Here is a 25430-nt window from a genome sequence, read left to right on the forward strand (position 1 = left end):
TCGCGGGAGGGGCCTCCCCGCCCGGTCGGAACCCGTCTTCGCCGAGGGTCAGTCGGTGAACGGGCTGAGTACCGGGCGCTTCGCGGTGACGAAGTCACCGGAGGACCGGCCGGTCAGCCGCCGCCTGATCCACGGGGCCAGGTGCCGACCGGCCCAGCGCAGGTCGGCGGCGCGGGCGGACAGCCACGGCGTCGGCTCCGGATGCGGCGGTACCAGCAGCCACTCCTCGTCGCAGCCCACCCCGAGGGCGTCGAGCACCCGACCGGCGACCCGCCGGTGCCCGGCGGCGGACAGGTGCAGCCGGTCGGCGCTCCACAGCGCCGGGTTGCGGAAGGTGTCGTCGGCGAAGAGGTCGACCAGGATCGCGCCGTGCCGGTCGGCGATTTCCCCGACCGCCTGGTTGAGCAGCTGCACCCGGGGCGCCACCAGGCGCTGCCCGGGCAGCCGCGCCATCACGTCGGCGAACCGGAAGAGCAGCAGGTCGGCGCCGGTTCCCCGGAGCCGACTGACCACCTGGTCGAAGCGTTCCAGCAGGGCGTCCGGGTCGAAGCTGCGGCGCAGCACGTCGTTGCCCCCGGCGGCGAAACTGATCAGGTCGGGACGCATGGCCAGTGCCGCCGGGACCTGCTCGGCGACCACACTCGGGAAGAGCCGGCCCCGGATCGCGAGGTTCGCGTACCCGAAGTCCGGCCCGGCCTCGGCGGCCAGTCGCGCCGCCACCAGGTCCGCCCAACCCCGGTAGCTGCCGTCCGGGTACGCGTCGTCCATTCCCTCGGTGAAACTGTCACCCACCGCCACGAAGCTGCGCCAGCGCACAGGTGTCCCCCCCCCCCTTGCCGCTCTCCCCGCTTACCGTGCATCGGCAAGTTTGTCATCCGGTCCGGGACGACGTGGTCCGCTACGCGGCGGGACGTGACCGGCACCGCATCAGCCGGTGCCGGCCCGCACCCGGGCCACCAGGTTGCTGTCGGCGGCACCGGAGCGTGCTGTGGTGCACGGCTTCGGTGCCTTTCCAGACGTCACCCTGGTCCGGCATGGTTGCCGGTCGGCACGGAATTCCGCTGAGCGGCCCGGCCCTGCGGTCGTACGCTGCCCGGATGTTGCTGCGCATGTCGACCCTGCTGCTCCGGACCCTCCGCGAGGACCCGGCGGACGCCGAGGTGCCGAGCCACCGGCTGCTGCTGCGCGCCGGATACCTGCGCCGTGCCGCGCCGGGCGGCTACACCTGGCTGCCGTTGGGGAAGCTCGTGCTGGACCGGGTCACCGACGTCGTCCGGCAGGAGATGACGGCGATCGGCGACCAGGAGGTGCTCTTCCCGGCGTTGCTGCCGGCCGAGCCCTACCGGACCAGCGGCCGGTGGGCCGAGTACGGCGACGACATTTTCACCCTCGCCGACCGGCGCGGTGCCGAGCACCTGCTCGCCCCGACCCACGAGGAGCTGGCCGCCCTGCTGGTGAAGGACCTGTTCACGTCGTACCGGGACTTCCCGGTGACGCTGTTCCAGATCCAGACCAAGTTCCGCGACGAGACCCGTCCCCGGGCCGGGCTGCTGCGGGGACGTGAGTTCCTGATGAAGGACGCGTACTCCTTCGACCTGGACGACTCCGGTCTCGCCGCCGCCTACGACCGGCACCGCGACGCGTACCGGCGGATCTTCGACCGGCTCGGCCTGGACCACACGGTGGTCGCCGCCACCTCCGGCGCGATGGGCGGCTCGGTCTCCGAGGAGTTCGTCGCGAGCAGCGAGGTCGGCGAGGACACCTTCGTCGCCTGCACCGGCTGCGACTACGCCGCGAACACCGAGGCGGTGACCACACCCGCTCCGCCGGCCGGGGACCCGGACGCCCCACCGCCGGCCCGGGTGTACGACACCCCGGACACCCCGAGCATCGAAAGCCTGGTGGAGCTGGCGAACGCCCGCCGGCTCGGGGACCGGGCGGACTGGACGGCCGCCGACACGCTCAAGAACGTGGTGCTGACCGTCCGCCGGCCCGGGTCCGACGAGCCGGAGCTGCTGGTCATCGGCCTGCCCGGGGACCGTGAGGTGGACCTGAGGCGGGTCGGTGCGGCGCTGCACCCGGCCACGGTGACCATGTTCGACAGCTTCGCCGACCGGCCGGAACTGGTGCGCGGCTACATCGGGCCGCAGATCCTGGCGGCCTGCGGCGTCCGTTACCTGGTGGACCCGCGCGTGGTTCCCGGTACCGCCTGGCTGACCGGCGCCAACGAGCCCGGGCGGCACGCCGTGGACGTGGTCTGCGGGCGGGACTTCGTCCCGGACGGCACCATCGAGGCGGCGGAGGTGCGGCCCGGTGACCCCTGCCCGGCCTGTGGCTCCGGCACCCTGACCATCCGGCGGGGCATCGAGATCGGGCACATCTTCCAGCTCGGGCGCCGGTTCACCGACGCGTTCGCGGTCGACGTGCTCGGTCCGGCCGGCAAGCCCGTCCGCCCGACCATGGGCTGCTACGGGATCGGGGTGTCCCGGGCGGTCGCGGCGATCGCCGAGCAACACCACGACGAGCGGGGACTGGTCTGGCCGGCGGCGGTCGCGCCGTGCGACGTACACCTGGTGGCGGCCGGCAAGGGGCCGCAGCTCGACGCGGCGCTCGACCTCGGCGGGCAGCTCGCCGGGCGGGGTCTGCGGGTGCTGGTCGACGACCGGACCCACGTCTCCGCCGGGGTGAAGTTCACCGACGCCGAGCTGATCGGCATCCCCCGCACCGTCGTGGTCGGCCGCCGCTTCACCGACGGGTACGTCGAACTGCGCGACCGGATCACCGGTGAGCGGGACGAGGTGCCGGTGGACGCACTGGTGGCCCGGTTGACCGAGGGCGTCAGCGGTCGCGTCTGACGCTGCCGGCGGGGCTGACCACGGCCCGCTTGACCGGCGGCTGACCGGCGGTGCTGACTATGGCCTGCTTGACCGCTGACCGGTGGTCTCAGCGGATGCGGTGCCGGCTCCGCAGGTCCCGGTAGTGCTGCTGGCACTGCTCGTACGACGGGAGCCGGCCGGCCGCCATGAGCTCCGCCAACCCGGGGCCGTCGGCGTCCCGGGTGGACCGGATCAGCGGCCGGTCGGTCGGCAACGGCAGGGCGAGGTCGGGGTCCAGCGCGTTGACCACGTGTTCCCGCCCCGGGTTGTACCCCGTCGAGCAGAGATAGCAGAGCACGCTGTCGTCGGCGAGGGAGACGAACGCGTGCCCCAGACCCTCGACCAGATAGAGGGCCCGATGCTCCACCGGGTCCAGCCGTACCGCCTCGTGCCGGCCGAAGGTGGGTGAGCCGACCCGGAGGTCGACGATGACGTCCAGCACGGCACCCCGGGGACAGTAGACGTACTTCCCCTGGCCGGGCGGCACGTCGGCCCAGTGCACGCCCCGCACCACGTCCCGTCGCGAGACACTGTGGTTGGCTTGGGCCACGTCGAGGGTGAAGCCCAGCGCGTCGGCGAAGGCAGTCGCGTCGTACCAGACCAGGAAGGTGCCCCGGTCGTCCGGGAACTGCTGTGGCACGAACTCCCAGGCACCAGATATCGACAGTTCGGTGGCCTTCATGGCATTTACGGTAGGTGATACCGCAGGTCACACCGGTATCGCAACGCCGACCGGGTGTAACAACGCGCCCACTGGGTATCAGAAGGGGCATCCGCTCCGGTGTGCTGTGAAAGGGTGCCCATGACTACCTACCGCGTCGCCGACGTGATGACCAAAGAGGTGATCTACCTCGCGGCGGAGACCACTCTGGACGAGGCGGCGATCGCGATGCGGGAGGCCGACATCGGCGACATCGTGGTGACCGAGGGCGCGAGCCTGGCCGGAATGGTTACCGACCGGGACATCGTGGTCCGGGCGGTGGCCGAGCGGAAGGACCCGGCATCGACCACCATCGGCTCGATCACCACCCGCGAGGTCGTGATGATCGAGCAGCACTCCAGCGCCGCCGACGCCGCCAACCTGATGCGGGACCGGGGCGTACGCCGGGTGCTGGTCTGTGACGCCGAGCGGCAACTCGTCGGCATCATCTCCCTGGGCGACCTGGCGATGTGCCTGGATCCGTCCTCCGCCCTGAGCGACATCGCCGAAAAAGCCCCCGCCCTGTGAAAGGAAGGGCCCCTTCTTAACGCTTTTGGTAGAGCAGGGGCCCCTTATTAACACCGGTAACCTGATCACATGTCTGCCGACGCCACCATGCCGACGAGGCTCGCCGAGATCGTCGAGGAGTTCGCCGCCGCGCCCCGCGAGGTGGTGCTGGAGATGCTGCTCGAATTCTCCGACGAGATCCCGCCGCTGCCGGCCGAGTTCGCCGACCGGTCGGGCATGGAGCAGGTACCGGAGTGCCAGACCGCCTTCTTCCTGCGCGCCCGGGTGAACCCGGACCGGACGGTCACCACCTGGTTCGACTGCCCACCCGAGGCACCCACCACCCGAGCCTTCGCCGGCATCCTCGCTGAGGGGTTGGCCGGCGCGAGCGCCGATCAGGTACTCGCTGTGCCGGATGATCTCTATCAACGGATGGGTCTGGCCCAGGCAATCAGTCCGCTCCGGGTGCGCGGTGGTAACGCCATCCTGGCCCGGTTGAAGCGACAGGTGCGGGAACAGATCGCCTGACCTGCGGGTTGTCCGAGGTCATGGAGATCGAGATCTACGCTGACGTGGTCTGCCCCTGGTGCTGGATCGGCAAGCGCCGCCTGGAACAGGCGTTGGAGTCGTACGACAAGCCCGTGACGGTGCGTTACCAACGCTTCCAGCTTGACCCCCGTCCGGTGTCGCATCCCCAGCCGCTGCTGGACGCCCTGGCCGACAAGTTCGGCGGGCCGGACCGGGCCCGTGCGATCGCCACGCAGGTGACCGAGGTCGCCGCCAGCGTCGGGCTGACCATGAACTTCGACCGCGCGGTGTCGGCTAACACTTTCGACGCGCACCGGTTGATCCGGTTCGCCGCACGGCACGGCCGGGCACCCGAACTGGTGGAGGCTCTCTACCAGGCCCACTTCAGCGAGGGAGTCGACGTGGCCGACCACGCTGCGCTGGCCACGATCGCCGTCGGTGTCGGCCTCGACCGCGACCAGACGTCCGCGTTCCTCGCGTCGACCGCTGACGCGGCGGAGGTACGCGCCGAACTGGCGGCCGCCCGCGAGCTGGGCGTCAGCAGCGTGCCCACCTTCGTTCTCGCCGGGAAGTACGCGGTGACCGGCGCCCAGGAGTCGGCAACCCTGCGGGCGGCACTGGACGAGGTGATCCGCCGCGAGGCGGGCGACTGAGGGACCGGTCGGCCCTGGTCGGTGGCCACGGCGGGCACCCCGGGTTTGGTTTCACGTGCAACGGTATCGACACCCGCCGTTCACTCGACCGGCTTGGCCAGCCCTTCCACCACCTCAGCATTGGGCAGCGCGCCCAGCGCCGGCCCGGGCAGGGCGATCTTGCTCTGCCGCAGACCGGATCCGATGATGACGTACGGCGTGGCGATCACCCGCGGATCGACCAGGATCGGCCACTGCTCCGGCAGGCCGATCGGGGTGATCCCGCCGTACTCCATGCCGGTCAGCTCGACCGCGTCGGCCATCGGCGCGAAACTCGCCTTGCGTACCCCGAGGTGCCGGCGGACCACGCCGTTGACGTCGGCCCGGGTGGTGGCCAGGACGATGCAGGCCGCGTACCGGATCTCACCCTCACGCTTTCCCGCCACGATCACGCAGTTCGCCGAGACGTCCAGCCCCACCTCGTACGCCGTGCAGAAGGCTGCCGTGTCGGCAAGCTCCGCGTCGATCGGAGCCACCAGCACGTCGTCGACGTCCACTGGGGCGTCCGCCGGCCACTGTTCGACCGCTGCCGCCACCGGCGGCGCGAGCAGGTCGAGCCGGCTCCGCGCCGGCTCGGTCTTCAGGGTCCCCATCACGTCTGTGATCCTCGCACCTCGGACCGTCCGCCGCCCACGCGAGGCGGTGACGGCACACGTGGCCGACTGTGCACAGGTGTTAAGAAGGGGCCCTTCCTCTACCGAAAACGTTAAGCGGGGGCCCTTCCTTACTGATAAGTGAGGAAGGGGTTCTCCTGGACGAAGGCCCGGTCCTCCCGGCCGGCCAGCCGGGCCGCACGCTGGGTATCCACCCGGCGCGACTCGACGTCCTCGATGCCGTGCCGCACCGCGAGCCTGATCACGCCGTACAGGAAGACGAAGCCGAACACGTAGAGGACGACCGTGGCGACGAAGATGAGCATGGCGTCACGTTAGGTCCGGGGAAATCCGGAACGGTTTCATTTCCGGTGCGGTCCCCCGTACGTGTCAGCAAGGTAGTCCGCCCAGGTCCGGCTACCCCGGGGCACTGCCGTGGTGGTCAACCAGCCGGCCCGCCACGCCCGGCCGAGCCGTCCCGGGGCGCGTACCGGCAGCAGCGGGCGGGACGAGTGCCGGGCGGTGAGCCACGCCCGGGCCGCCTCGTCGAACCGGAGCACCTGCGGTCCACCGAACTCCTCCAGGTCGTCGAGGCGACCGGAGGCGAGCCGGGCCACGATCCGGTCGGCGACGTCGCGGGGGTCGACCGGTTGCGCCACGACCGCCGGGTCCCCGATCACCGGCCCGAGCGCACCCGTCACCCGCAGCATCGCGTCCAGCAGTTGCGGGAACTGGGTGGCCCGCAGGATCGTCCAGGGCACCCGGCTGTTGCGGACCACCGCCTCCGCGCCCACCTTGTACCGGTAGTAGCCGAGCGGCACCCGGTCCACGCCGACGATGGAGAGGTAGAGCAGGTGCCCGACACCGGCCGACGTTGCGGCGGCGACGAGGCGACGGGTACCGGCGATGTCGACCCGGGCGGTGCGACGCCCACGGAACGGCGCCGAGGCGAGGTGTGCCACCGCATCCACCCCGTCCACCGCCCCGTCGACCCCCGCGCCGGTGGCCAGGTCCGCCGTCACCCACTGCGCCCCGGACCCGGTACGCGGGCGCCGGCTCATGCCACGCACCTCGTACCCCGCGTCGACCAACCGGGGTACGAGGGCACTGCCCAACGTGCCGCTCGCCCCGGTCACCAGTACCCGCATCCGACTCTCCCTCGGCTCCGTGCCGGTCCCCGGCACACCTCCACCCGACCGGACGGGATGCGGGCTCCGGTTGTGACGGTCAGGCGTCCGTACCGCTGACGCGACGTCCCTGGCCGGCCCTGCGGCGCCGGCCCGGTCCAGCCTGCAGGCTGAAACCGGACTTCAGGTCGATGACCGGCCGGCCTCAGGCGGCTTCGAGCGCCTCGCCGAGCCCCTTGGCCAGTCCGGAGAGATGCTGGTCGGCCAGGAGGTGACCGGCGGTGATCACCAGTGCGAGCGGCCACTCGATCACCTGCAACGCGGCCAGCACCCCCAGGCCGGCGTAGTAGGCCACCTTGTCCGGCGTCGGTACCGCCACCTCACCCAGCAACGGCACCTCCACCCGGTGGCCGTACGTCCGTACCGCGCTGCCGGGTTCCGTCAGGCGCCGGGTCAACTCGCTCATCGTCGCCTCCCCTTCGTGATCCCACCGGCGCATTCCACGACCGGACCGCACCATGCCCCGCCGGTGCCGGAAACTTCCCCGGTTCCAGGGGCATAACGGGCGGTACGCCGGGAAGCCAGCCGACCCGAGATGCGGCACGGGAGGCGAGATGGGTCAGGGACGCCCACCGGTACGCCTGCCTGACCTCGTGGGCCTGTCCCGGCAGGCCGGCGCGGTGGCCGGTCGGCTCGCCCGGGCCGCCGGCCTGACCCCGCGTGGCGTGTGGTCCCGCGACGGCCGGCACCACATCGAGGTCCGCGGGGTCTGCCAGGACGGCGGCGACCGGCTGGCCCGGCAGATCGAACACACCCTGGAGCGGCTACCGGGGGTGGCCTGGGCACGGGTCAACGCGCCGTCCGGTCGGGTCGTGGTGGCGGTGCAGCCACCGGAACCACGGCTGCGTGACCTGATCGCCACGGTCGTGGCGGTGGAGCACATCTCGGGTCACGAGCCGGATTCCGACGCGCCCGCTCCGCACCCGCCCGAGGAGGGTCCCCGGACCCGGCGGGCGGTCGGCACCCTGGCGGCGGACGCGCTCGGCCTGACCATCTCCGCCGCCACCCGGATCCTGCCGTTCACCCCGGTCCCCGGCGAGGTCGCCGGGCTGCTCGCCGCCGTCGACCTGCATCCCCGCCTGCACGCCCTTGCCAACCGGGAACTCCCCGGGAACCACTGGGCGGACAATCTCTTCCCGCTGGCCGAAGCGGTGGTGCAGGGACTGACCGGCGGCTGGGCGGGCATCGTGCTGGACGGCGCGCAACGGATAGTGCAGTGGCAGGAGGCGCACGCCCACCTGCGCGCCTGGAGCAGGGCGGAGCCCACACTCACCGGTACCCCGGAACGGGCGGCAGCCTCCATCCCGGTCGCCGATCGATCGAGGCCCAAGCCGGACGGGCCAGTCGAGCGGTACACCAGCCGGGTGCTGGCCGCCGGAGCCGCCGCTGCCGCTGTCGCGGCTCCGGTGGTCGGTCGGAAGCGGGCCGCCGCACTCGGCTTGGCGACCCTGCCCAAGGCTCCCGGGTCCGGACGTGAGGGTTACGCCGCCCACCTCGGTCTGGTGCTGGCCCGGCGGGGTGTCGTCGCCATGGACCGGTCCGTGCTCCGGGAACTCGACCGGATCGACACGGTGGTCCTGGACGCTGCGGTCCTGCTCTCCTCCCGGGGCACCCTCACCGACCTGGCGCCGCTGCCCGGCGCCGACCCGGAGCAGGTGGCGGTACGCGCGTTCGCCCTCTTCGACCCGGCCGCGCCGGACACCCTCCAGCAGGCCGACGGGTGGCGGCTCGGTCCACTCGACTCGCTCGACGCCACCGGGGCACTGGACGCTGGAACGACAGGCACCGGGTCGGCGGAGACCGACGACGTCCGGCGGATCCGCACCGGGGGTGGGACCGTACTCGGGCTCGCCGAGGGGAACCGGCTGGTCGCGGTGATCCGGGTCGACCCGGAACCCGCCCCCGGCGCCGACGCACTGCCCGCCGCCGCCCGGCAGGCCGGTCTCCGGCTCGTGGTGGCCGCCGACGACGAGGCCCGTTACGGGTTCGCCGACGCGGTGCTGCCCGGTGGCCACCGGCTCGCCGAGTCGGTCCGTTCCCTCCAGTCCGAGGGGGCGATGGTGCTGCTGGTCTCCGCCGATCGCGTCGCGCTCGCCGCAGCGGACTGCGGGCTCGGGGTGGGTGGGCCGGACGACCTGCCACCCTGGGGGGCGCACCTGCTGGTCGGCGCCGACCTGCGGGTACCCGCTTTGATCATCGAGGCGGCCGGGGTCGCCCGTCGCCTGGTCGGGCAGAGCATCGGCCTGGCTGCCGCCGGCAGTGGCCTGGCCGGGATCGCCGCGTTCACCGCCGATCCCGCCCGGCTTCCGGCCCGGGCCCTGGCAGCGGTCAACGGTGCCGCCGGGCTGGCGTTCGCGCACGGGGTCTGGTCCGCGCACCGGATTCACGGCCGTCCGCATCCGCCGACACCGGTCGCCACCGCCTGGCACCTGATGCCGGTGGACGTGGTGCTGGACCGGCTCGACACCGGCCCGGACGGTCTGACCACCGCCGAGGCACGCCAGCGGCACCGTCCGGACGGTGCCGCCGGACCCGGATCGGCCGGTCTGCTCCGGGCCTTCGTCGACGAACTGTCCAACCCGTTGACCCCGGTGCTCGCCGCCGGGGCCGCGCTCTCCGCCGCGTTCGGCTCGTTCGTCGACGCCGCCCTGGTGGGTGGGGTGGTCGGCGGGTCCGCGCTGATCGGTGCCGCACACCAGGTCCGCACGGAACGCTCACTGGCGGAACTGCTGTCCCGCTCGGCGGTCACCGCCCGGGTCCGCCGGGACGGTACGGAACAGGTGGTCGCCGCCGAGGATCTGGTCCCCGGTGACGTGGTCCTGCTCGAACCGGGCGACGCGGTCCCTGCGGACTGCCGGATCATCGATTCGGTCGGGCTGGAGGCCGACGAGTCCTCCCTGACCGGTGAGTCCCTGCCGGTCGCCAAGACCACCCGGCCGGTGGTCGCCCCGGCGGTCGCCGATCGGCGCTCGATGCTCTACGAGGGGACCACGGTGGCCGCCGGACGGGCCTTGGCGGTGGTGGTGGCCACCGGCTCGGCGACCGAGGTGGGGCGGGGTATGGCCCTGGCCCAACAGGCGGCACCGACCAACGGGGTCGAGGCCCGGCTGGGCCGGCTGACCCGGGCCTCCATCCCGCTCGCGGCCAGTTCGGCGGTCGCCGTGGCCGGGGCCGGACTGTTGCGGGGCGTACCGCTGGCGGAGACCGCCGCCACCGCGGCCAACCTCGCCGTGGCGTCCGTACCGGAAGGGTTGCCCTTCCTGGTCAGTGCCGCCCAGCTGGCGGCGGCCCGGCGGCTCGCCGAGCGTGGTGCCCTGGTCCGCAACCCACGCACCATCGAGGCGCTGGGCCGGGTCGACGTGCTCTGCTTCGACAAGACCGGCACCCTCACCGAGGGGGAACTCCGGCTCGCCGGGGTCGGGGACGGCGCGGACTACGGCCGGACCGACCAGCTCGACGGTACGCTCCAGCGCGTCCTCGCCGCCGCACTGCGGGCCACCCCGGTGGCCGCACAACCGGAGGATCTGCCGCAGCAGACCGACCGGGCGGTACTGCTGGGCGCGCAGGAGACCGGCGTACGTGCCGACACCGGCGCGGCGGACTGGGAACCGGCTGGTGGCCTGCCGTTCGAGCCATCCCGTGGCTACCACGCCACCACCGCCACCTGTGACGGCCGGCTGCTGCTCAGCGTCAAGGGGGCGCCGGAGACCGTGCTGCCCCGGTGTGCCAGCCACCGGGTCGGCGGCCGGGATCGGCCGCTGGACGAGCCGGGTCGGGCAAACCTGCAGCAGATCCTCACCCGGCATGCCGGCGGTGGGCACCGGATCCTGGCGGTGGCCGAACGCCCGCTGCCGGCGGACGCCGACCCCAGGGTCACCGACGAGGACGTCCGGGACCTGGTATTCGTCGGTTTCCTGGCGCTGGCCGACGGGATACGCGCCAGCGCCGCCCCGTCCGTGCGGCGGATCCGTGCCGCCGGGGTGCACACCATCATGATCACCGGGGACCATCCGGCCACCGCCGAGGCGATCGCCGACACCATCAGCCCGGACGGCGCCGACCAGCGGGTCGTCACCGCCACCGAACTCGACGAACTGGACGACGCGGCACTGGCCACCCGGCTCGCCACCACCGACGTCGTGGCACGGTGCACCCCGGCCCACAAGGTCCGCATCATCCAGGCACTCCAACAGGCCGGCCGTACCGTGGCGATGACCGGCGACGGGGCGAACGACGCACCCGCGATCCGGCTCGCCGATGTGGGCATCGCGCTCGGTCGTCGGGGTACGCCCGCTGCCCGGGCCGCCGCCGACCTGGTGGTCACCGACGACCGGCTGGAGACCATCATCGCCACCCTGGTCGAGGGTCGGGCGATGTGGTCGTCGGTACGCCACGCACTCAGCATCCTGGTCGGCGGGAACCTCGGGGAGATCGCGTTCAGCGTGCTCACCGCCGCCACCACCGGCCGCTCCGCGCTGAACGGCCGGCAACTGCTGCTGGTCAACCTGCTCACCGACCTGGTACCGGCCATGGCCATCGCGGTACGCCCACCGCATCCAGACCGGACCGACGACCTGCTCGTGGAAGGGCCGGACACCTCGCTGGGGGCCACCCTGAGCCGGGAGATCGGGCTACGTGCCGCCGCCACCACGCTGGGGGCCACCGCCGGTTGGACCCTCGCCCGGTACACCGGCCGTCGTCGCCGGGCCGATACCGTCGCCCTCGCCTCGCTGGTCGGTACGCAGCTCGGTCAGACCATGCTCGCGGGCGGGACCAGCCCGACCGTGCTCGCCTCCGCCGCCGCGTCGATCGGGGTACTGGTCGGGATCGTGCAGACCCCCGGGCTCAGCCACTTTTTCGGCTGCACGCCGCTCGGCCCGGTCGGCTGGGGCATCGCCACCGGTTCGGCACTCGGCGCCACGCTGGGCAACACGGCGCTCGCCCGGCTGCTCGACCGGTTGCCGCCGCCACCGCGCTGAACCGCCGCCGGTACCGGAAAATGGGCCCATGCTGCCCGCGCCCCGTGCCCTGCTGCTCGACTTCGGTGGCGTACTCGCCGACGCGCCGTCCCCACCACCGGCCCCACCGGGACTGGTGGACCGGCTGCTCCACCTCGTCGGTGGTGCGGTGCCGGCGGAACGGATCGCGCAGGACCTGGCCGAGGGCGCACGGGCCTACGAGCGGTGGCGGGACAGCGTCGGAAACGGCGAGCACCCGGTCGAGCTGCGCCACGCGCAGATGTGGAACGACTTCGTCACCCGGGACTGGCCGCAGGAGGCCCGACAGGCCGTCGAACGGTCCGCCACCCCGCTCTCCTACGCCCTCACCTGGCGGGACGAGTGGGCGGTCCGGCCCGGGATCCCGGAGGCGCTACGGCTGGCCGCCGACGCCGGCCTGCCGTTGGCGGTGGTCAGCAACACCCTCTGCGGGGCCGCGATCCACGACTTCCTCACCGCAGTCGGCCTGTCCGGGCTGTTCACCGCCGAGTTCTACAGCGACGAGGCGGGGGTACGGAAGCCGAACCCGGAGTTGGCGCGGCTGGCCGCCCAGGCGATCGGCGTACCGGTCGGCGGGTGCTGGTTCGTCGGCGACAGCGTGCACCGCGACATCACCTGCGCCCGACGGGCGGGTACCGGGGCGGCGGTGTTGATGCGTTCCCCCCGGACCGACCGGGAACGGCCGGTCCCCGACTGCCCGCCGGACGCGACGATCGAGGACGGCCACGGCCTGGTCGAGCTGCTCACTGCCGCCCTGTCGCGCTGATTCCGCCACCGCATGGGCCGCGACCGCATGGGCCGCCACCGCCTCCGGTCGGGAGTCCGTCAGTGTCGTCAGCCCAACAGATCGGCAGCGCCTCCGCTGGCTGTCCACTGTGTAGCCTTGCGCGACCGGGACGGCCGGTACGGAGCAGAACCGGCCGCCCACCGCGATTCGGGAAGGGAAGCCGCATGCCCAGACGACCAGACCAGAGCCGCCGGAACCGGGTGACCACCGTCGGTGGTGGCCTGCTCAGCGCGCTGGTGCTCGCCCAGCTGACGCTCGCCGCACCGGCGGCGGCGGTCCCGGGTCTGATCCGGCAGAGCAGCACCGGCCCGAACAACAGCCTGGCCAAGACGCAGAACCAGTCCTGCCCGACGGGCAGCGTGTTGCTCGGCGGTGGCGGTATCGTCACCGGCGCCCCCGGCCAGGTCGGGATGGACATCATGCTGCCGTTGTCCGGTAACACCGGGTTCTCCGTGACCGGTCGCGAGGACGCCACCGGTACCACGGCCGACTGGCTGCTGACCTCCGCCGTGGTCTGCGCACCGGCGCCCGCCGGCTACACCGTCGTGTCCGGCAGTTCGGCCTGGATGTCGCCGTCGGAGAACTGGCACACCGTCTCCTGCCCCATCGGTACCGTCGCGATCGGGGTGGGGGGCGCGGTCAACGGTGCCGGGAACAGCAAGCTGATCCTGGAGGATCTGCGGATCAACGGCACCAGTGTCACGGTGGCCGGCGCCGAGGACGAGACCGGATTCGACAGCACCTGGCAGGTACAGGCGCGCGCCATCTGCGCCACCCAACCTTCCGGGTACGAGGTTCGGCTCGACGACAGCGCCTACAACTCCGCAACCCCGAAGAGCATCAGCGTCAGCTGCACCGCCGGCAAGAAGGTGCACGGCGTCGGGGCGGAGATCGTCGGCGGTGACGGCGAGGTACGCCTCACCGCCGTATTCGCCAGCTCCGACACCACCGTCACGGTGAACGCGGTCGAGGACGAGACCGGTTTCAGCAGCAACTGGAAGGTCCGGGCGTACGCCACCTGCGCCAACTGACCCCGGGCGGCCGGGGCGCTTCGCCCTGGCCGGCCCTGATGGCGACGCCGATCGGCATGGCGAACCCGATTCCGATGAAGGCGCCCGCCTCCAGCCGGGTTCGCCATGGCCACCAGGTCACCTCGATCGAGCCAGGGTCCGGTATATCTCCGCGACGGTCGGCCGCCCGGCCTCGGGACCCGCCGCCCGAGGCCGTTGGGCCGCGCGGTGACCTGATCGGCCGGTACCCGGCAAGCCCCGACGGAAGGCGTCGTCAGCCGCGTGCATCAGCAGAGCCCATGCATGGTCACGATCAGAAGGTTCCGGGACGAGGACACTCCGGCGCTGTCGTTGTTGAACGCCCCACCCAGCATCGGATCAACGGCGAGCCGACATCGTTCTTCGGTCGGCTTTGAGCCGTACCGCTACCACCAAGATCAAAGATGACCTGCGCCGGACTCGTGCCCGATGATCTTGCCAAGGCAAAGCGCCCGGTAGGGCGGGTGAAAAGTGGGCCCGGCGCGGCAGAATGCGAAATCGCTGATCCTGATCGCCGGTGACCCGCTGCCCGCAGGAACTGCCAGGTCACGCCGTAGTCCCCAGTCTTCGCGGAGCGCGCGATGAACGGGTCGAGCGGACGTGGCTGGGCGTACGGCGGCGTGGCGCTTGGCTTGACGTACCTCGGTCGTAGCGAACGTCGCGCATACCTTCGTCCCGCCAACGGGCGCCGTTGAGGAGTGGAGCCCGCAGCCGGGCGCGTGTTCGGGTGTTCTGGCCGATCGTGGTATTCGTGACGCTGGAAATGCAGGCACGAGTGGGCTGGCCTCCGGGTTGGCGGTCGGCCGTCACCCGATACGCGGGGCTGCTGACGGTTGTGTGTCCCTATGCGAGATGCCCCACGAGGTCTTCGGCAGCCCGGAGACCTCGTGGGGCATCTCAGCGGTGGGTGAGCAGTAGGCTCGTCACCAGGGCACATTCCCGGCGTCGTCGAACAGCCCTCCGGTCGGGCCGTCGTCCGGCAGCGTGGCGAGCCGGATGGCGATCTTGGCGCCTTCGGCAGGCGTGCTGGTTCCGTGGAAGCCGTTGAGATCGGTCGCGACGTAGCCGGGGCAGGCGTTGTTGATTTTGATGTTGGTGTCGCTCAGCTCCTTGGCGTACTGGATGGTGACCGCGTTGAGGAACGTCTTCGACGGTGAGTACGCCCCGCTGATTCCGCCGAGGTCGACGCCCGGCGTGGTCTGCAAGGTCAGTGAAGCGACGTGGCTGGACTGGTTGACGATCCGCGGATGCTTCGAGCGGCGCAGCAGCGGCAGCATCGCGTTGATGACCCGGACGACGCCGATCACGTTGGTCTCCACTACCGCGCGCATACTCTCCGGCGTGACGGTCGAGGGCTCCTCCGGCCATGCCCCGGCGACGCCGGCGTTGTTGACCAGCACGTCGAGCCGCCCGCCGCGCTCCTCGATCAGTGCGGCGGCGGCCACAACACTCGCGTCGTCGGTCACGTCCAGGGATACCCCGAACGCGTCGACACCGGCCGCACGCAGCTTCGCCACGGCGTCCTCCCGGCGCTGCTCGTGCCGGGCCCCGACTCCGACGCTCCAGCCCAGCGCGCCGAGCCCGGCCGCGATCTCGTATCCGATTCCCTTGTTCGCGCCGGTGACCAACGCAATCGTCTGTTCGCTCATGCCCCAGATCGTGACCGGGCACCGACGGGGCACCAACACCGTCTGAGTCACGCAACGATACCCAGCTGATATCGGTCGGGCGGTAGTCTGACCCGGTGGAGACCCGAGAGTTGCGGTACTTCGTTGCGGTCGCCGAGGAGTTGCACTTCGGCCGGGCCGCCCAGCGCCTGGGTATCGCCCAGCCGCCGCTGTCGCGGACGATCGCTCAGCTCGAGCAACGACTCGGCGTCGCATTGCTGGAACGCACCAGCCGCAAAGTCACGCTCACTGAAGCCGGATCAGTGCTGCTGGCCGAAGGCCGGGCGATCCTCGGCGCGCTGGCCGCAGCCGAGCGGCGCACCAAGCATGCCGCGACGAGCCATCAGCCCTCGCTCGTCCTGGCTACCAAGGCCGGCGCCTCCGGCGAACTGCTGGCGAAGTTGCTCGACGCGTACGCCGCCGAGCCGGGTGCCGTCACAGTCGACCTGCTGCTCTGCGAATCCCAGCCCCAGCAGATGCTGCATGATGGCCAGGCCGACGTGGCACTGCTGCATCAACCCTTCGACTCGACGGCTGAACTCGACACCGAAATCCTGAACACCGAGGGACAGGTCGCCATCCTTCCCGCCTCGCATCCGCTCGCCGGCAGATCCCACGTCCGGACGGCGGATATCAGTTCACTGACGGACCTCCCACTTGCCCGATGGCCCGGCCCCGGCGGTGCCTATCCCGAGGGCCCCGGAGCGGAAGTACGCAACCTGACGCAGCTTTTCCAGTTGATCGCGCTTGGCCGCACCACCGTGGTCCTGCCCGAATCCTGCCGCGCCAACCTGCTCGAAGGCCTGGCCGCCGTGCCGGTTCTAGACGCGCCGACCGTGACGACAGTCATCGCCTGGCCGCCACACAGCCGCTCTCGAGTACTCGCCGACCTGGTCCGGGTAGCCACACGCCTCTGAGCCTTTGCCCTCCCGCAGCCTTGCCGCAAATGGGGCGCGGACCTCTGCGTGGCTCGTCATCCACGTCAGCAGCGGCCCTGCCACAGCACACAGCCGGTCGCTGCGGGTCGCGCACCGCCACCTACCGGACGCACCACCCGTCACCCGAGCCGAAAAAGCACATGTCAACAGCGAGATCAAGTCATGGAGTGGGCCGGAGGTACCACCATGCGAACCACACCGCCACCATCGTCGGTGACTCACTACCGCTGGGTTTGCCCAGCTCACGGAGCTCGGGTGGTGCCCGGTGATTCCGGCTCGACCGGTCGAACCGCCGGTCGGTCACTATGCATGGATCGCGTCAACCTCACGCCGGCTTCCGGCCGACATCCGTGGCACCCGAGGGGCAGACGGTGGTCGAACGGGGCGCCGCACCCTGCGGGGATTCCGCTGGACCTCCTGATTGGCGGCCTGGTGCCGTCGGTTCTGGTCACAACGAGGAGGAGCGCTGGTGATCTACCTCGATTCGGCCGCCGTCGTCAAGCTGGTCCGGCAGGAGGCATGCAGCGCTGACCTTGTCTCCTGGCTCAACAACCACGACGACGTGCCGCTGGTCTCCTCCGCCCTCGTCGAGGTGGAAGTACCCAGAGCGCTGCGCCGGTCAGCCCCGCAAGCCTTGATCGGAGTACCGGCGGCCGTCGGACGGCTCTTCTGACTGGAGATCGACAGTACGATCCGCGCGACCGCAGCCGCGTTCGCCGAGCCGACGCTACGCAGCCTCGACACCATCCACCTGGCCACCGCCCAGGTTCTGACCAACGAGTCCGGAACGACACTCGTCGCCTTCGTCACCTACGACCGGCGGCTGCTCGAATGCGCCAAGGAAGCAGGACTACCCGTAGCAAGCCCCGGCCAGAACTGACTCGCGGCTCCCAAAGGCGTTTCGAGTGGGCCGGAGGTACCACCATGCGAACCACAACCGCCACCATTGCCGGTGACCCCTTACCGCTGAGTTTGCCCAGCTCACGGGCATCGAGCGGCGTCGTCGTCTCCCATCGTGCAGCTCGGCGTAGATGTCATCCCAGTCATGGAAGTCGCCGCCCGTCAGCCTTTCCTCCGCTTCCTCTCGAAGGCAAGCCAATCCTCGTACGCAACCTCCGCGACCGGGATCGCTTCCTCGTACCACCGGCGGATCGCCTGACACGACCGGTCGACCAAATCACCGCAGGCGGAAAACCCGCTTTGATCAGAGACGGCGGATGACCAGTCCTGGCTTCACGTCCGAGGCGGCCGAAAGTTGCGCAATGTCCTCGGGATCGCTGGTGAAGACGATCGCGCCGCAGGCGAGAGCGACGGTGACCACGGTGGCATCGACGACGTCACGGACTCCGGCCTTGCCGCACAGGACGCCGGCCGCCCTCGCCAGCTCAAGACCGACTGGGACAATCTCGCAGCTGTGCAGGAACCGACCGAGCTGGACCTGGCGGCGAGGGTCACGCCATGCCTGGCTCACGACGACGGAGGGGATGAACAGGCGCCGCCCCTCTTCCACGGCCAGGTGGTGGATTGCCCACATCCGTCGATCATTGCCGTCGATCGCTAGCAGCACCCCGGCGTCATAGACGTAGGGAATGCTCACGCCGCCACCTGACCGGGTCCGCTGAGTGCCTGGGCATCGGCAGCAGCCATCTCCGCCCGCGCCGCAGCGATCTCTTCCAGAGTGAATGCACCGTGCTCGGCCTGCCAGTCTGCGACCAATCGCCGCCCGACCCGCCGCCGGAGTTCACTCTCCGCCGCGCTGGCGACCAGTCGCGACAGCGGAACGCCGTCTTCACGGGCCGCCGCACCAAGCGCCGCCACCAACTCCTCAGGAAGGGTAACCGTGACCTTCTTAACTGCCATACAGATACCATACCGCGATATGGCAATCAGACCCACGGCTCGACGTAAGAGGAAGACAGCCTCACCCTTGCTGACCAGCCTAGCCGCCAGCGCCGGACCGGCCACGGTCAGCAGTTCCACGCCCACTTTGTACGACTGACCAGCGCCACCCAGCCGGTCGACAACCGCCTCGGCGTCATGAAATTGTCGAAGTCGGCGCGACGGTAATGCGGCGTGCCTCGTCCACCCGCTGATCATGCAGTGTCCGCAGCGCACCAGTCACGCCGGCAAGAAGAACTCCAGATCGCAACGGCTGAGAGCGGCGCGCAACCGTAGCGCCTCGGCCATCCACGGGACCGCCCTCGCCCGGTCATCTGCGACATCACCGTCGCGACCGGTATGCCGCCCATCTCCATCCCCGCCAGCACGTCGCACTGCGGCAGCAAGGCAACCATTGCCTCGGCCACCTCGCGCAGCAGACCGGGCTACGCCTCGAACAGGTACTTGTCGAAGTACTCAGCACCCGAGCGCAGGCGGAACGATCCAGTCAGATAGCAGGCTAGCTGGACGAACCGCAAAACCGCTGCTCAGCAGCGATATCACCCCATGGAGTGGAGCCGAGGGGACTCGAACCCCTAACCCCTGCCTTGCAAAGGCAGTGCTCTGCCAGTTGAGCTACGGCCCCCGGAAGCGGACGGCGCCGCCCGGTGGGGCAGCGCGTCGCGCGGGATTCAGCGCAGGTCGGGCGAGGTGGTCGCCTCGTGCCACAGGGCGCGCTCGTCGTTCGCGTCCTTGACCTTCTTGACGACCAGTGCGGCTACACCCACGATGCCGACAAGCAACAGCAGCTTCTTGACCATGGGGCAACCCCTCGCGCTCGACCGTTGTCGGACGGTGTGAAGTGGGGCTAGCTGGAATCGAACCAGCGACCTCAGAGTTATCAGCTCTGCGCTCTAACCGACTGAGCTATAGCCCCGTAAGCGACGAGCAAGGCTATCGCACCCGCACGCCCGTCCTCAAATCGGGGTCCCCGGTGGCCCCCGACCTGGCGAGAGTACCCGGATACGGCACACCGGGACGACCGCTTTCGCGGCGCCCCGGTGTGGCGGTACTACGACGCCTGACTCAGTCCCGCTCGGCGAGGGTCAACTCGATCCCGCCGACCAGGTCGGCGCAGACGTTGTAGACGAAGGCCCCGAGGGTGGCCAGGGCGGTGAAGAGCACCACGTTGACCAGACCAATCAGTGCCGAACTGAGGATGACCCCCTTGGCGGTGATCCGGAAGCCGCTGGTCTCCTGTCCGCCGCCCGCGCTCACCAGGTCGGTCAGGCTGTCGTTGACACTGGCGAACACACCCATCGCGTCCAGCGCCAGGTAGAGCACCGAGGTCGCGACGATGACCACGATGAACAGCACCAGGGACACCGCGAACGCGAACTTCATGACCGACCACGGGTCGATCCGCTTCAGGTTCAGCCGGGCCCGGCGCGGACCACGCGACGCGGCGGAGCTGACCGTGCTCCGCGCCGCGCGGACCGCATCGTTCACCCGGGCCGCCCCGACCGCCGCCCCGCCGGCACCACCCACCCCGGGCGGCAGGCCGCCGCCGTTGGGCTTCGCGGTGCCCAGCGGGGCCCGTGCCCCGTCGACCCGCGGCAGGGTACCGGTGGCCTGGGCGTCCCTGGGCAGCGCAGCGGTGATGTTCGGCCCGGCCGGCACGGTGAATCCAGGGGTACCGGTGCCGGCGGCGGTGGGTGTGGCGGTGGCGGCGCCATCACCGCCGGCCTTCTCCGGCTGCTGCACTCCGGTCTCCTCGGCAGGCTGGTCCGGTGGCGGTGCCATGCCGGGAGCACGGGTGAACTTGGGGGCAGGCGCATCGGCGGGAACTGCCGCGCGACCCACAGCCGCCCGGCCGGCTGCCGGGGTGCCGCCTTTGGCGCCCTCCCCGTCGACCGGTTTGGCCGGAGTCCCCGCAGTCCCCGACTTCGCCTGTGTCTCCGTCATCAACTAGTCCTGTTCGTCAGGCTCGTCGGCATTTCGAGCAATCGCCACGATAGTCACGCCGTCCGGGAGGTCCATCAGCTTGACCCCCATTGTGTTCCGGTCACGCGTACGGCGTACAGGCTTCACCGGAGTCCGGATGACGCCACCGTTACTGGTGATCGCGAACAGCTCGTCATCCGGATTGATCACCACTGCACCGACCAGCCCGCCACGTCGTTCCGTGATCTTCGCAGTCAGCACACCCTTGCCTCCCCGGCCCTGGACCGGGTATTCCTCGATCGGGGTACGTTTTGCATATCCCCCGTTCGTCGCCACCAGGACGTCCATGTTCTCGCGGACCACCTCCATGGCCAGCAGGACGTCGTCGTCGGTGAAGCGCATGCCGATCACACCGGAGGTCGCCCGGCCCATCGGCCGCAGTGCCTCGTCGGTGGCGTTGAAGCGGATCGCCTGGGCGTTCTTGGAGACCAGCAGCAGGTCGTCCTCGGGCGCGACCAGGGCGGCACCGACCAGCTCGTCCTCATCGCGCAGGTTGATCGCGATGATGCCGCCGGACCGGTTGGAGTCGAACTCCTCCAGCTTTGTCTTCTTCACCAGACCGTTCTTCGTGGCGAGTACCAGATAGGGCGCCACCTGGTAGTCCGGGATCTCGATGATCTGCGCGATCTGCTCGTCCGGCAGGAAGGCGAGCAGATTGGCCACGTGCTGGCCCTTGGCCACCCTACTGGCCTCCGGCAACTCGTACGCCTTGGCCCGGTACACCCGTCCCTTGTTGGTGAAGAACAGGATCCAGTCGTGGGTAGAGCAGACGAAGAAGTGGCTGACGATGTCGTCCTGCCGCAGCGTGGCCCCGCTGACCCCCTTGCCGCCCCGACGCTGGGAACGGTAGAGGTCGACCTTGGTCCGCTTGGCGTACCCGGTGCGGGTGATCGTGACGACCACGTCCTCGCGGGCGATCAGGTCCTCCATCGAGACCTCGCCGTCGAACGGCACGATCTTCGTCCGCCGTTCGTCGCCCCACTTGGCGATGATCTCGCCGAGCTCCTCCGAGACGATCCTCCGCTGCCGCTCCGGCTTGGCCAGGATGTCCTTCAGGTCGGCGATCTCCACCTCCAGCTTGGTCAGCTCGTCGAGGAGCTTCTGCCGCTCCAGGGCGGCCAGGCGGCGGAGCTGCATGTCCAGGATCGCGGTCGCCTGGATCTCGTCGATCTCCAGCAGCCGGGTGAGACCCTGCCGGGCGTCCTCGACGGTGGGTGAACGCCGGATCAGGGCGATCACCTCGTCCAGCGCGTCGAGCGCCTTGGCCAGACCGCGCAGGATGTGCGCCCGCTCCTCGGCCTTGCGCAGTCGGAACGCGGTACGTCGACGGATCACGTCGATCTGGTGCTCGACGTAGTACCGGATGAACTGGGCCAGGTTGAGGGTACGAGGCACTCCGTCCACCAGCGCCAGCATGTTGGCGCCGAAGGTCTCCTGGAGCTGGGTGTGCTTGTAGAGGTTGTTGAGCACCACCTTGGCAACCGCGTCGCGCTTCAGCACCAGCACGATCCGCATACCGGTACGCCCGGAGGACTCGTCACGGATGTCGGCGATGCCGGCGAGCTTGCCCTCCTTGATCAGCTCGGCGATCCGCTCGGCCAGGTTGTCCGGGTTGACCTGGTAGGGAAGCTCGCTGACCACGAGGCAGGGGCGGCCCCGCTTGTCCTCCTCGACCTCGACCACGGCGCGCATCCGGATCGAACCCCGACCGGTGCGGTACGCGTCCTGGATCGCCTGGGTGCCGACGATCAGGCCATGGGTGGGGAAGTCCGGGCCCTTGACGATCTCCAGGAGCGCGTCGAGGGTGGTCGCCTCGTCCTCCTCCGGGTTCTCCAGGCACCACTGCACCGCAGCGCCGATCTCCCGCAGGTTGTGCGGCGGGATCTTGGTGGCCATACCCACCGCGATGCCCTCGGAGCCGTTGATCAGCAGGTTGGGGATCCGCGACGGCAGGATGGTGGGCTCCTTGGCCCGGCCGTCGTAGTTGTCCTGGAGGTCGACGGTGTCCTCGTCGATGTCCCGCAGCATCTCCATGGCCAACGGGTCGAGCTTGCACTCGGTGTAACGCATGGCGGCGGCCGGGTCGTTACCCGGCGAGCCGAAGTTGCCGTTGCCGTCGACCAGCGGGTACCGCAGCGACCAGGGCTGGGCCATCCGGACCAGCGCGTCGTAGATGGCCGAGTCGCCGTGCGGGTGGAACTGCCCCATCACGTCCCCGACGACCCGGGAGCACTTCACGTACCCCCGGTCAGGCCGGTAGCCGGAGTCGAACATGGCGTAAAGGATCTTGCGGTGGACCGGCTTGAGACCGTCCCGGACGTCCGGCAGCGCGCGGCCCACGATGACACTCATGGCGTAGTCGAGGTAGGAGCGCTGCATCTCGACTTCGAGCCCGACCGGCTCGATGCGGTCGTGCGCCACGATCGCGGCGCCGCCGGTCTCTGTCGCGCCCGCTTCGCTCGGGTTGGGCTCGGGAGTATCAGTCACTGTTAACCCTTATCAGAATCAGAGTCGCATTTGTGCTGTGGATAACGCTGTGGAGAAGCGACGAAGCTGTGGATAACCATGTGGACGCGGTGGTGACCGGCAGCTCCGGCCACCACCGTGCCACCGGTCAGATGTCCAGGAAGCGCACGTCCTTGGCGTTGCGCTGGATGAACGAACGGCGCGCCTCGACGTCCTCACCCATCAGAACGCTGAACAGCTCGTCGGCGGTTGCGGCGTCGTCGAGCGTGACCTGGCGCAGGGTACGGGTGCCCGGGTTCATCGTGGTGTCCCACAGCTCGGGGTAGTTCATCTCACCGAGACCCTTGAACCGCTGGATGTCGTCCGGCCTGGCGTTGGGCTTCTTCTGCTGGCGCAGCGCAATCAGCCCGTCCCGTTCCCGGTCGGAGTAGGCGTACTGCGCGTCGTCGCCCTTCTTGTTCCACTTGATCTTGTAGAGCGGCGGGGCGGCCAGGTAGACGTGCCCCAGCTCCACCAGCGGGCGCATGAAGCGGAAGAGGAGAGTGAGCAGCAGGGTCTGGATGTGCTGCCCGTCCACGTCGGCGTCGGCCATCAGGACGATCTTGTGGTACCGCAGCTTCTCGATGTCGAAGTCGTCGTGGATGCCGGTACCCAGCGCGGTGATCAGCGCCTGGACCTCGTTGTTCTTCAGCACCCGGTCGATCCGCGCCTTCTCGACGTTGAGGATCTTGCCCCGGATCGGCAGGATCGCCTGGGTCCGCGGGTCCCGGCCCTGCTTCGCCGAGCCACCGGCCGAGTCGCCCTCGACGATGAAGACCTCGGACTCACGCGGGTCGGTGGACTGGCAGTCGGCCAGCTTGCCCGGCATCGAACCGGACTCCAGCAGCGACTTGCGGCGGGCCAGCTTGCGAGCCTGCTGGGCGGCGATCCGGGCCCGGGCGGCCTGGGTCGCCTTGGTGATGATCTGCTTCGCCTCGGCCGGGTTACGGTCGAACCAGTCGACCAGCCACTCGTTGCAGACCCGCAGCACGAAGCTCTTCACCGGGGTGTTGCCCAGCTTGGTCTTGGTCTGCCCCTCGAACTGCGGGTTGGCCAGCTTGACCGAGATGATCGCGGCCAGCCCCTCCCGGATGTCCTCGCCGGAGAGCTTCTCGTCGGCCTTGAGCAGCTTCTTCTCGGTGCCGTACTTGTTGACCACCCCGGTCAACGCGGCCCGGAAGCCCTCCTCGTGGGTACCGCCCTCGTGGGTGTTGATCGTGTTCGCGAAGGTGTAGACCGACTCACCGTACGACTCGTTCCACTGCATGGCGATCTCGACCGACATGCCCTCCTCCTCGGCGCCGAACTCGACCACCGACTTGTGGATCGGGTTCTTGGAGGCGTTGAGGTGCCGGACGAAGTCGGCGATGCCGCCCTTGTAACAGAAGGTGACCTCGCGCATCCGGCCCTCCTCCTCCTGGACCCGCTCGTCGAGCAGGTGGATGGTGAGGCCACGGTTGAGGAAGGCCATCTCCTGGAGGCGGCGGTAGATGGTCTGGAAGTCGAAGTTGACCGTCTCGAAGACGTCCGGGTCCGGCCAGAACGACACGGCCGAACCGGTGCGGTTGGTGCTCTCGCCCTGCTCCAGCGGCGCCGGCTTGGAGTTGTTGTAGTGCTGGCGCCAGACGTGCCCCGACTTGTGGATCTCGACGAACATCCGGGTCGACAGCGCGTTGACCACCGACACACCCACGCCGTGCAGACCACCGGAGACGGCGTACGCCTTGCCGTCGAACTTGCCGCCCGCGTGCAGGACGGTCAGCGCGACCTCCACCCCCGGCTTCTTCAGCTTGGGGTGCAGGTCGACCGGGAACCCGCGGCCGTTGTCGGTGACCTGGACCCCGCCGTCGGCGAGCAGGACCACGTCGATGGTGTCGCAGTACCCGGCGAGGGCCTCGTCGACGGCGTTGTCGACGACCTCCCAGACCAGGTGGTGCAGACCCCGCTCACCGGTCGACCCGATGTACATACCGGGCCGCTTACGCACCGCCTCCAGGCCTTCGAGAACGGTGATCGACTCGGCGCCGTACTCCTGCTTGTTCTGCGCTGACACCATGGGCCACTTTCTCGCGTCCCCGGCGCCAGGGCGCACGGGGGTGCGGGTACGGCGGACAGGACGCGACGTCGGCGCACGGACCGGCACCCCGATCAGTTCCGGATTGCCGCCGAATGCGTCGGTCGCCGCGGTTGCCCGCGGATCGCGATCGGCTCGGACCCGGCGGGGGACCGGTGGCCCGGGCTGCCCTCAACCCGCGTCATCGCTCCGCACCGTGTCCTCGTCTCTGCCGTCAATCCTACTGTGCGGCGGTGACGAAACCACCACTCGGCACCCCTGTAACGGGGGCTGAGACGTTCGTAGCGGCCCGAACTGCGCTGCCCGCAACTCCCCCTACACATGCCGCAACCGATCATGGAATCCCGGGGGTCGCGCGGAGTCCACGCCGTGCCGTAATTTGGCGGCGCCGTCCGGCGGGTCCACAATCCACCGACCCGGAACCGGACGATCGACCCACCCGGTTCGA

At 70.1% G+C, this 25430-nt stretch carries 22 protein-coding genes and 2 tRNA genes; 9 read left to right on the forward strand and 15 right to left on the reverse strand.

Translation table 11 applies throughout. The annotated features are described in order from the left end of the window. Positions 1-48 precede the first annotated feature (48 nt). Positions 49-816 carry an SGNH/GDSL hydrolase family protein gene (locus V6U90_RS05665; protein ID WP_334431645.1) on the reverse strand — a complete coding sequence of 256 codons (768 nt, stop codon included), beginning with the start codon at positions 814-816 and terminating at the stop codon, positions 49-51. Between the two features lie 281 nt (positions 817-1097). Here V6U90_RS05665 and V6U90_RS05670 point away from each other — a divergent pair, with 281 nt between their 5' ends. Next, the gene (locus tag V6U90_RS05670; protein WP_334431647.1) at positions 1098-2855 is read left to right on the forward strand and encodes a proline--tRNA ligase; all 1758 of its coding nucleotides are present in this window, start codon (positions 1098-1100) and stop codon (positions 2853-2855) included. Positions 2856-2943: 88 nt separating this feature from the next. Here V6U90_RS05670 and V6U90_RS05675 read toward each other — a convergent pair whose 3' ends face one another. Further along, entirely contained in the window at positions 2944-3558 is a 615-nt protein-coding gene (locus V6U90_RS05675) for a dTDP-4-dehydrorhamnose 3,5-epimerase family protein (RefSeq protein WP_334431649.1), read from the reverse strand. A 120-nt stretch (positions 3559-3678) separates the two neighbouring features. Here V6U90_RS05675 and V6U90_RS05680 point away from each other — a divergent pair, with 120 nt between their 5' ends. The 3 genes from V6U90_RS05680 (at position 3679) to V6U90_RS05690 (ending at position 5264) form a co-directional block, all read left to right on the forward strand. Beyond that, a complete protein-coding gene (locus V6U90_RS05680) occupies positions 3679-4104 on the forward strand; it encodes a CBS domain-containing protein (protein WP_334431651.1) in 426 nt (141 codons plus the stop codon). Between the two features lie 87 nt (positions 4105-4191). Then, complete coding sequence (locus tag V6U90_RS05685; RefSeq protein ID WP_334432054.1) at positions 4192-4611, forward strand: SufE family protein; 420 nt, start codon at positions 4192-4194, stop codon at positions 4609-4611. 20 nt (positions 4612-4631) lie between these two features. After that, on the forward strand, positions 4632-5264 hold the full coding sequence (locus V6U90_RS05690) for a DsbA family oxidoreductase (protein WP_334431653.1): 633 nt from the start codon (positions 4632-4634) through the stop codon (positions 5262-5264). 80 nt (positions 5265-5344) lie between these two features. On the opposite strand, the gene V6U90_RS05695 is transcribed toward V6U90_RS05690, so the two are convergent. The 4 genes from V6U90_RS05695 to V6U90_RS05710 all read right to left on the reverse strand — a co-directional run bounded on the left by V6U90_RS05695 (position 5345) and on the right by V6U90_RS05710 (position 7543). Beyond that, positions 5345-5896 (reverse strand): YbaK/EbsC family protein, encoded by a 552-nt coding sequence (locus V6U90_RS05695; protein WP_334432056.1) that lies wholly within the window; start codon positions 5894-5896, stop codon positions 5345-5347. 131 nt (positions 5897-6027) lie between these two features. Beyond that, complete coding sequence (locus tag V6U90_RS05700; protein ID WP_334431655.1) at positions 6028-6222, reverse strand: hypothetical protein; 195 nt, start codon at positions 6220-6222, stop codon at positions 6028-6030. A 36-nt stretch (positions 6223-6258) separates the two neighbouring features. Further along, on the reverse strand, positions 6259-7044 hold the full coding sequence (locus V6U90_RS05705; protein ID WP_334431657.1) for an SDR family oxidoreductase: 786 nt from the start codon (positions 7042-7044) through the stop codon (positions 6259-6261). A gap of 184 nt (positions 7045-7228) precedes the next feature. Beyond that, on the reverse strand, positions 7229-7543 hold the full coding sequence (locus V6U90_RS05710) for a hypothetical protein (protein ID WP_442933529.1): 315 nt from the start codon (positions 7541-7543) through the stop codon (positions 7229-7231). A gap of 94 nt (positions 7544-7637) precedes the next feature. On the opposite strand from V6U90_RS05710, the gene V6U90_RS05715 reads away from it, so the two are divergent. From V6U90_RS05715 to V6U90_RS05725, 3 genes are all read left to right on the forward strand, one after another. Continuing rightward, positions 7638-12062: a cation-translocating P-type ATPase gene (locus tag V6U90_RS05715; RefSeq protein ID WP_334431660.1), complete on the forward strand. Its 4425-nt coding sequence runs from the start codon at positions 7638-7640 to the stop codon at positions 12060-12062. A gap of 28 nt (positions 12063-12090) precedes the next feature. Further along, the gene (locus V6U90_RS05720) at positions 12091-12846 is read left to right on the forward strand and encodes an HAD family hydrolase (RefSeq protein ID WP_334431662.1); all 756 of its coding nucleotides are present in this window, start codon (positions 12091-12093) and stop codon (positions 12844-12846) included. Positions 12847-13031: 185 nt separating this feature from the next. Then, positions 13032-13898, forward strand: a complete 867-nt coding sequence (locus V6U90_RS05725; protein ID WP_334431664.1) for a hypothetical protein — start codon at positions 13032-13034, stop codon at positions 13896-13898. Between the two features lie 941 nt (positions 13899-14839). Here the strand turns inward: V6U90_RS05725 and V6U90_RS05730 are convergent. Beyond that, positions 14840-15565 (reverse strand): SDR family NAD(P)-dependent oxidoreductase, encoded by a 726-nt coding sequence (locus V6U90_RS05730; RefSeq protein ID WP_334431666.1) that lies wholly within the window; start codon positions 15563-15565, stop codon positions 14840-14842. Positions 15566-15660: 95 nt separating this feature from the next. On the opposite strand from V6U90_RS05730, the gene V6U90_RS05735 reads away from it, so the two are divergent. Further along, complete coding sequence (locus V6U90_RS05735; RefSeq protein ID WP_334431668.1) at positions 15661-16500, forward strand: LysR family transcriptional regulator; 840 nt, start codon at positions 15661-15663, stop codon at positions 16498-16500. 490 nt (positions 16501-16990) lie between these two features. Continuing rightward, entirely contained in the window at positions 16991-17194 is a 204-nt protein-coding gene (locus tag V6U90_RS05740) for a hypothetical protein (RefSeq protein ID WP_334431670.1), read from the forward strand. A 531-nt stretch (positions 17195-17725) separates the two neighbouring features. Here V6U90_RS05740 and V6U90_RS05745 read toward each other — a convergent pair. The 8 genes from V6U90_RS05745 to gyrB form a co-directional block, all read right to left on the reverse strand. Next, positions 17726-18118: a PIN domain-containing protein gene (locus V6U90_RS05745; RefSeq protein ID WP_334431672.1), complete on the reverse strand. Its 393-nt coding sequence runs from the start codon at positions 18116-18118 to the stop codon at positions 17726-17728. Further along, on the reverse strand, positions 18115-18501 hold the full coding sequence (locus V6U90_RS05750; protein WP_334431674.1) for a hypothetical protein: 387 nt from the start codon (positions 18499-18501) through the stop codon (positions 18115-18117). The genes V6U90_RS05745 and V6U90_RS05750 overlap by 4 nt, the downstream gene beginning before the upstream one ends. A gap of 471 nt (positions 18502-18972) precedes the next feature. Beyond that, positions 18973-19045, reverse strand: a tRNA-Ala gene (locus V6U90_RS05760). A 46-nt stretch (positions 19046-19091) separates the two neighbouring features. Beyond that, entirely contained in the window at positions 19092-19220 is a 129-nt protein-coding gene (locus tag V6U90_RS05765) for a DLW-39 family protein (RefSeq protein WP_208810609.1), read from the reverse strand. A 42-nt stretch (positions 19221-19262) separates the two neighbouring features. Then, a tRNA-Ile gene (locus V6U90_RS05770) sits at positions 19263-19336 on the reverse strand. A gap of 149 nt (positions 19337-19485) precedes the next feature. Further along, entirely contained in the window at positions 19486-20364 is an 879-nt protein-coding gene (locus V6U90_RS05775) for a DUF3566 domain-containing protein (protein ID WP_334431679.1), read from the reverse strand. Between the two features lie 3 nt (positions 20365-20367). Then, positions 20368-22890: a DNA gyrase subunit A gene (gyrA, locus tag V6U90_RS05780; protein ID WP_334431681.1), complete on the reverse strand. Its 2523-nt coding sequence runs from the start codon at positions 22888-22890 to the stop codon at positions 20368-20370. A gap of 127 nt (positions 22891-23017) precedes the next feature. After that, on the reverse strand, positions 23018-24961 hold the full coding sequence (gyrB, locus tag V6U90_RS05785) for a DNA topoisomerase (ATP-hydrolyzing) subunit B (protein ID WP_334432058.1): 1944 nt from the start codon (positions 24959-24961) through the stop codon (positions 23018-23020). Positions 24962-25430 lie beyond the last annotated feature (469 nt).

The sequence above is a fragment of the Micromonospora sp. CPCC 206060 genome (genome assembly GCF_036906895.1).
In the GTDB taxonomy this organism is placed as follows: Bacteria; Actinomycetota; Actinomycetes; order Mycobacteriales; family Micromonosporaceae; genus Micromonospora.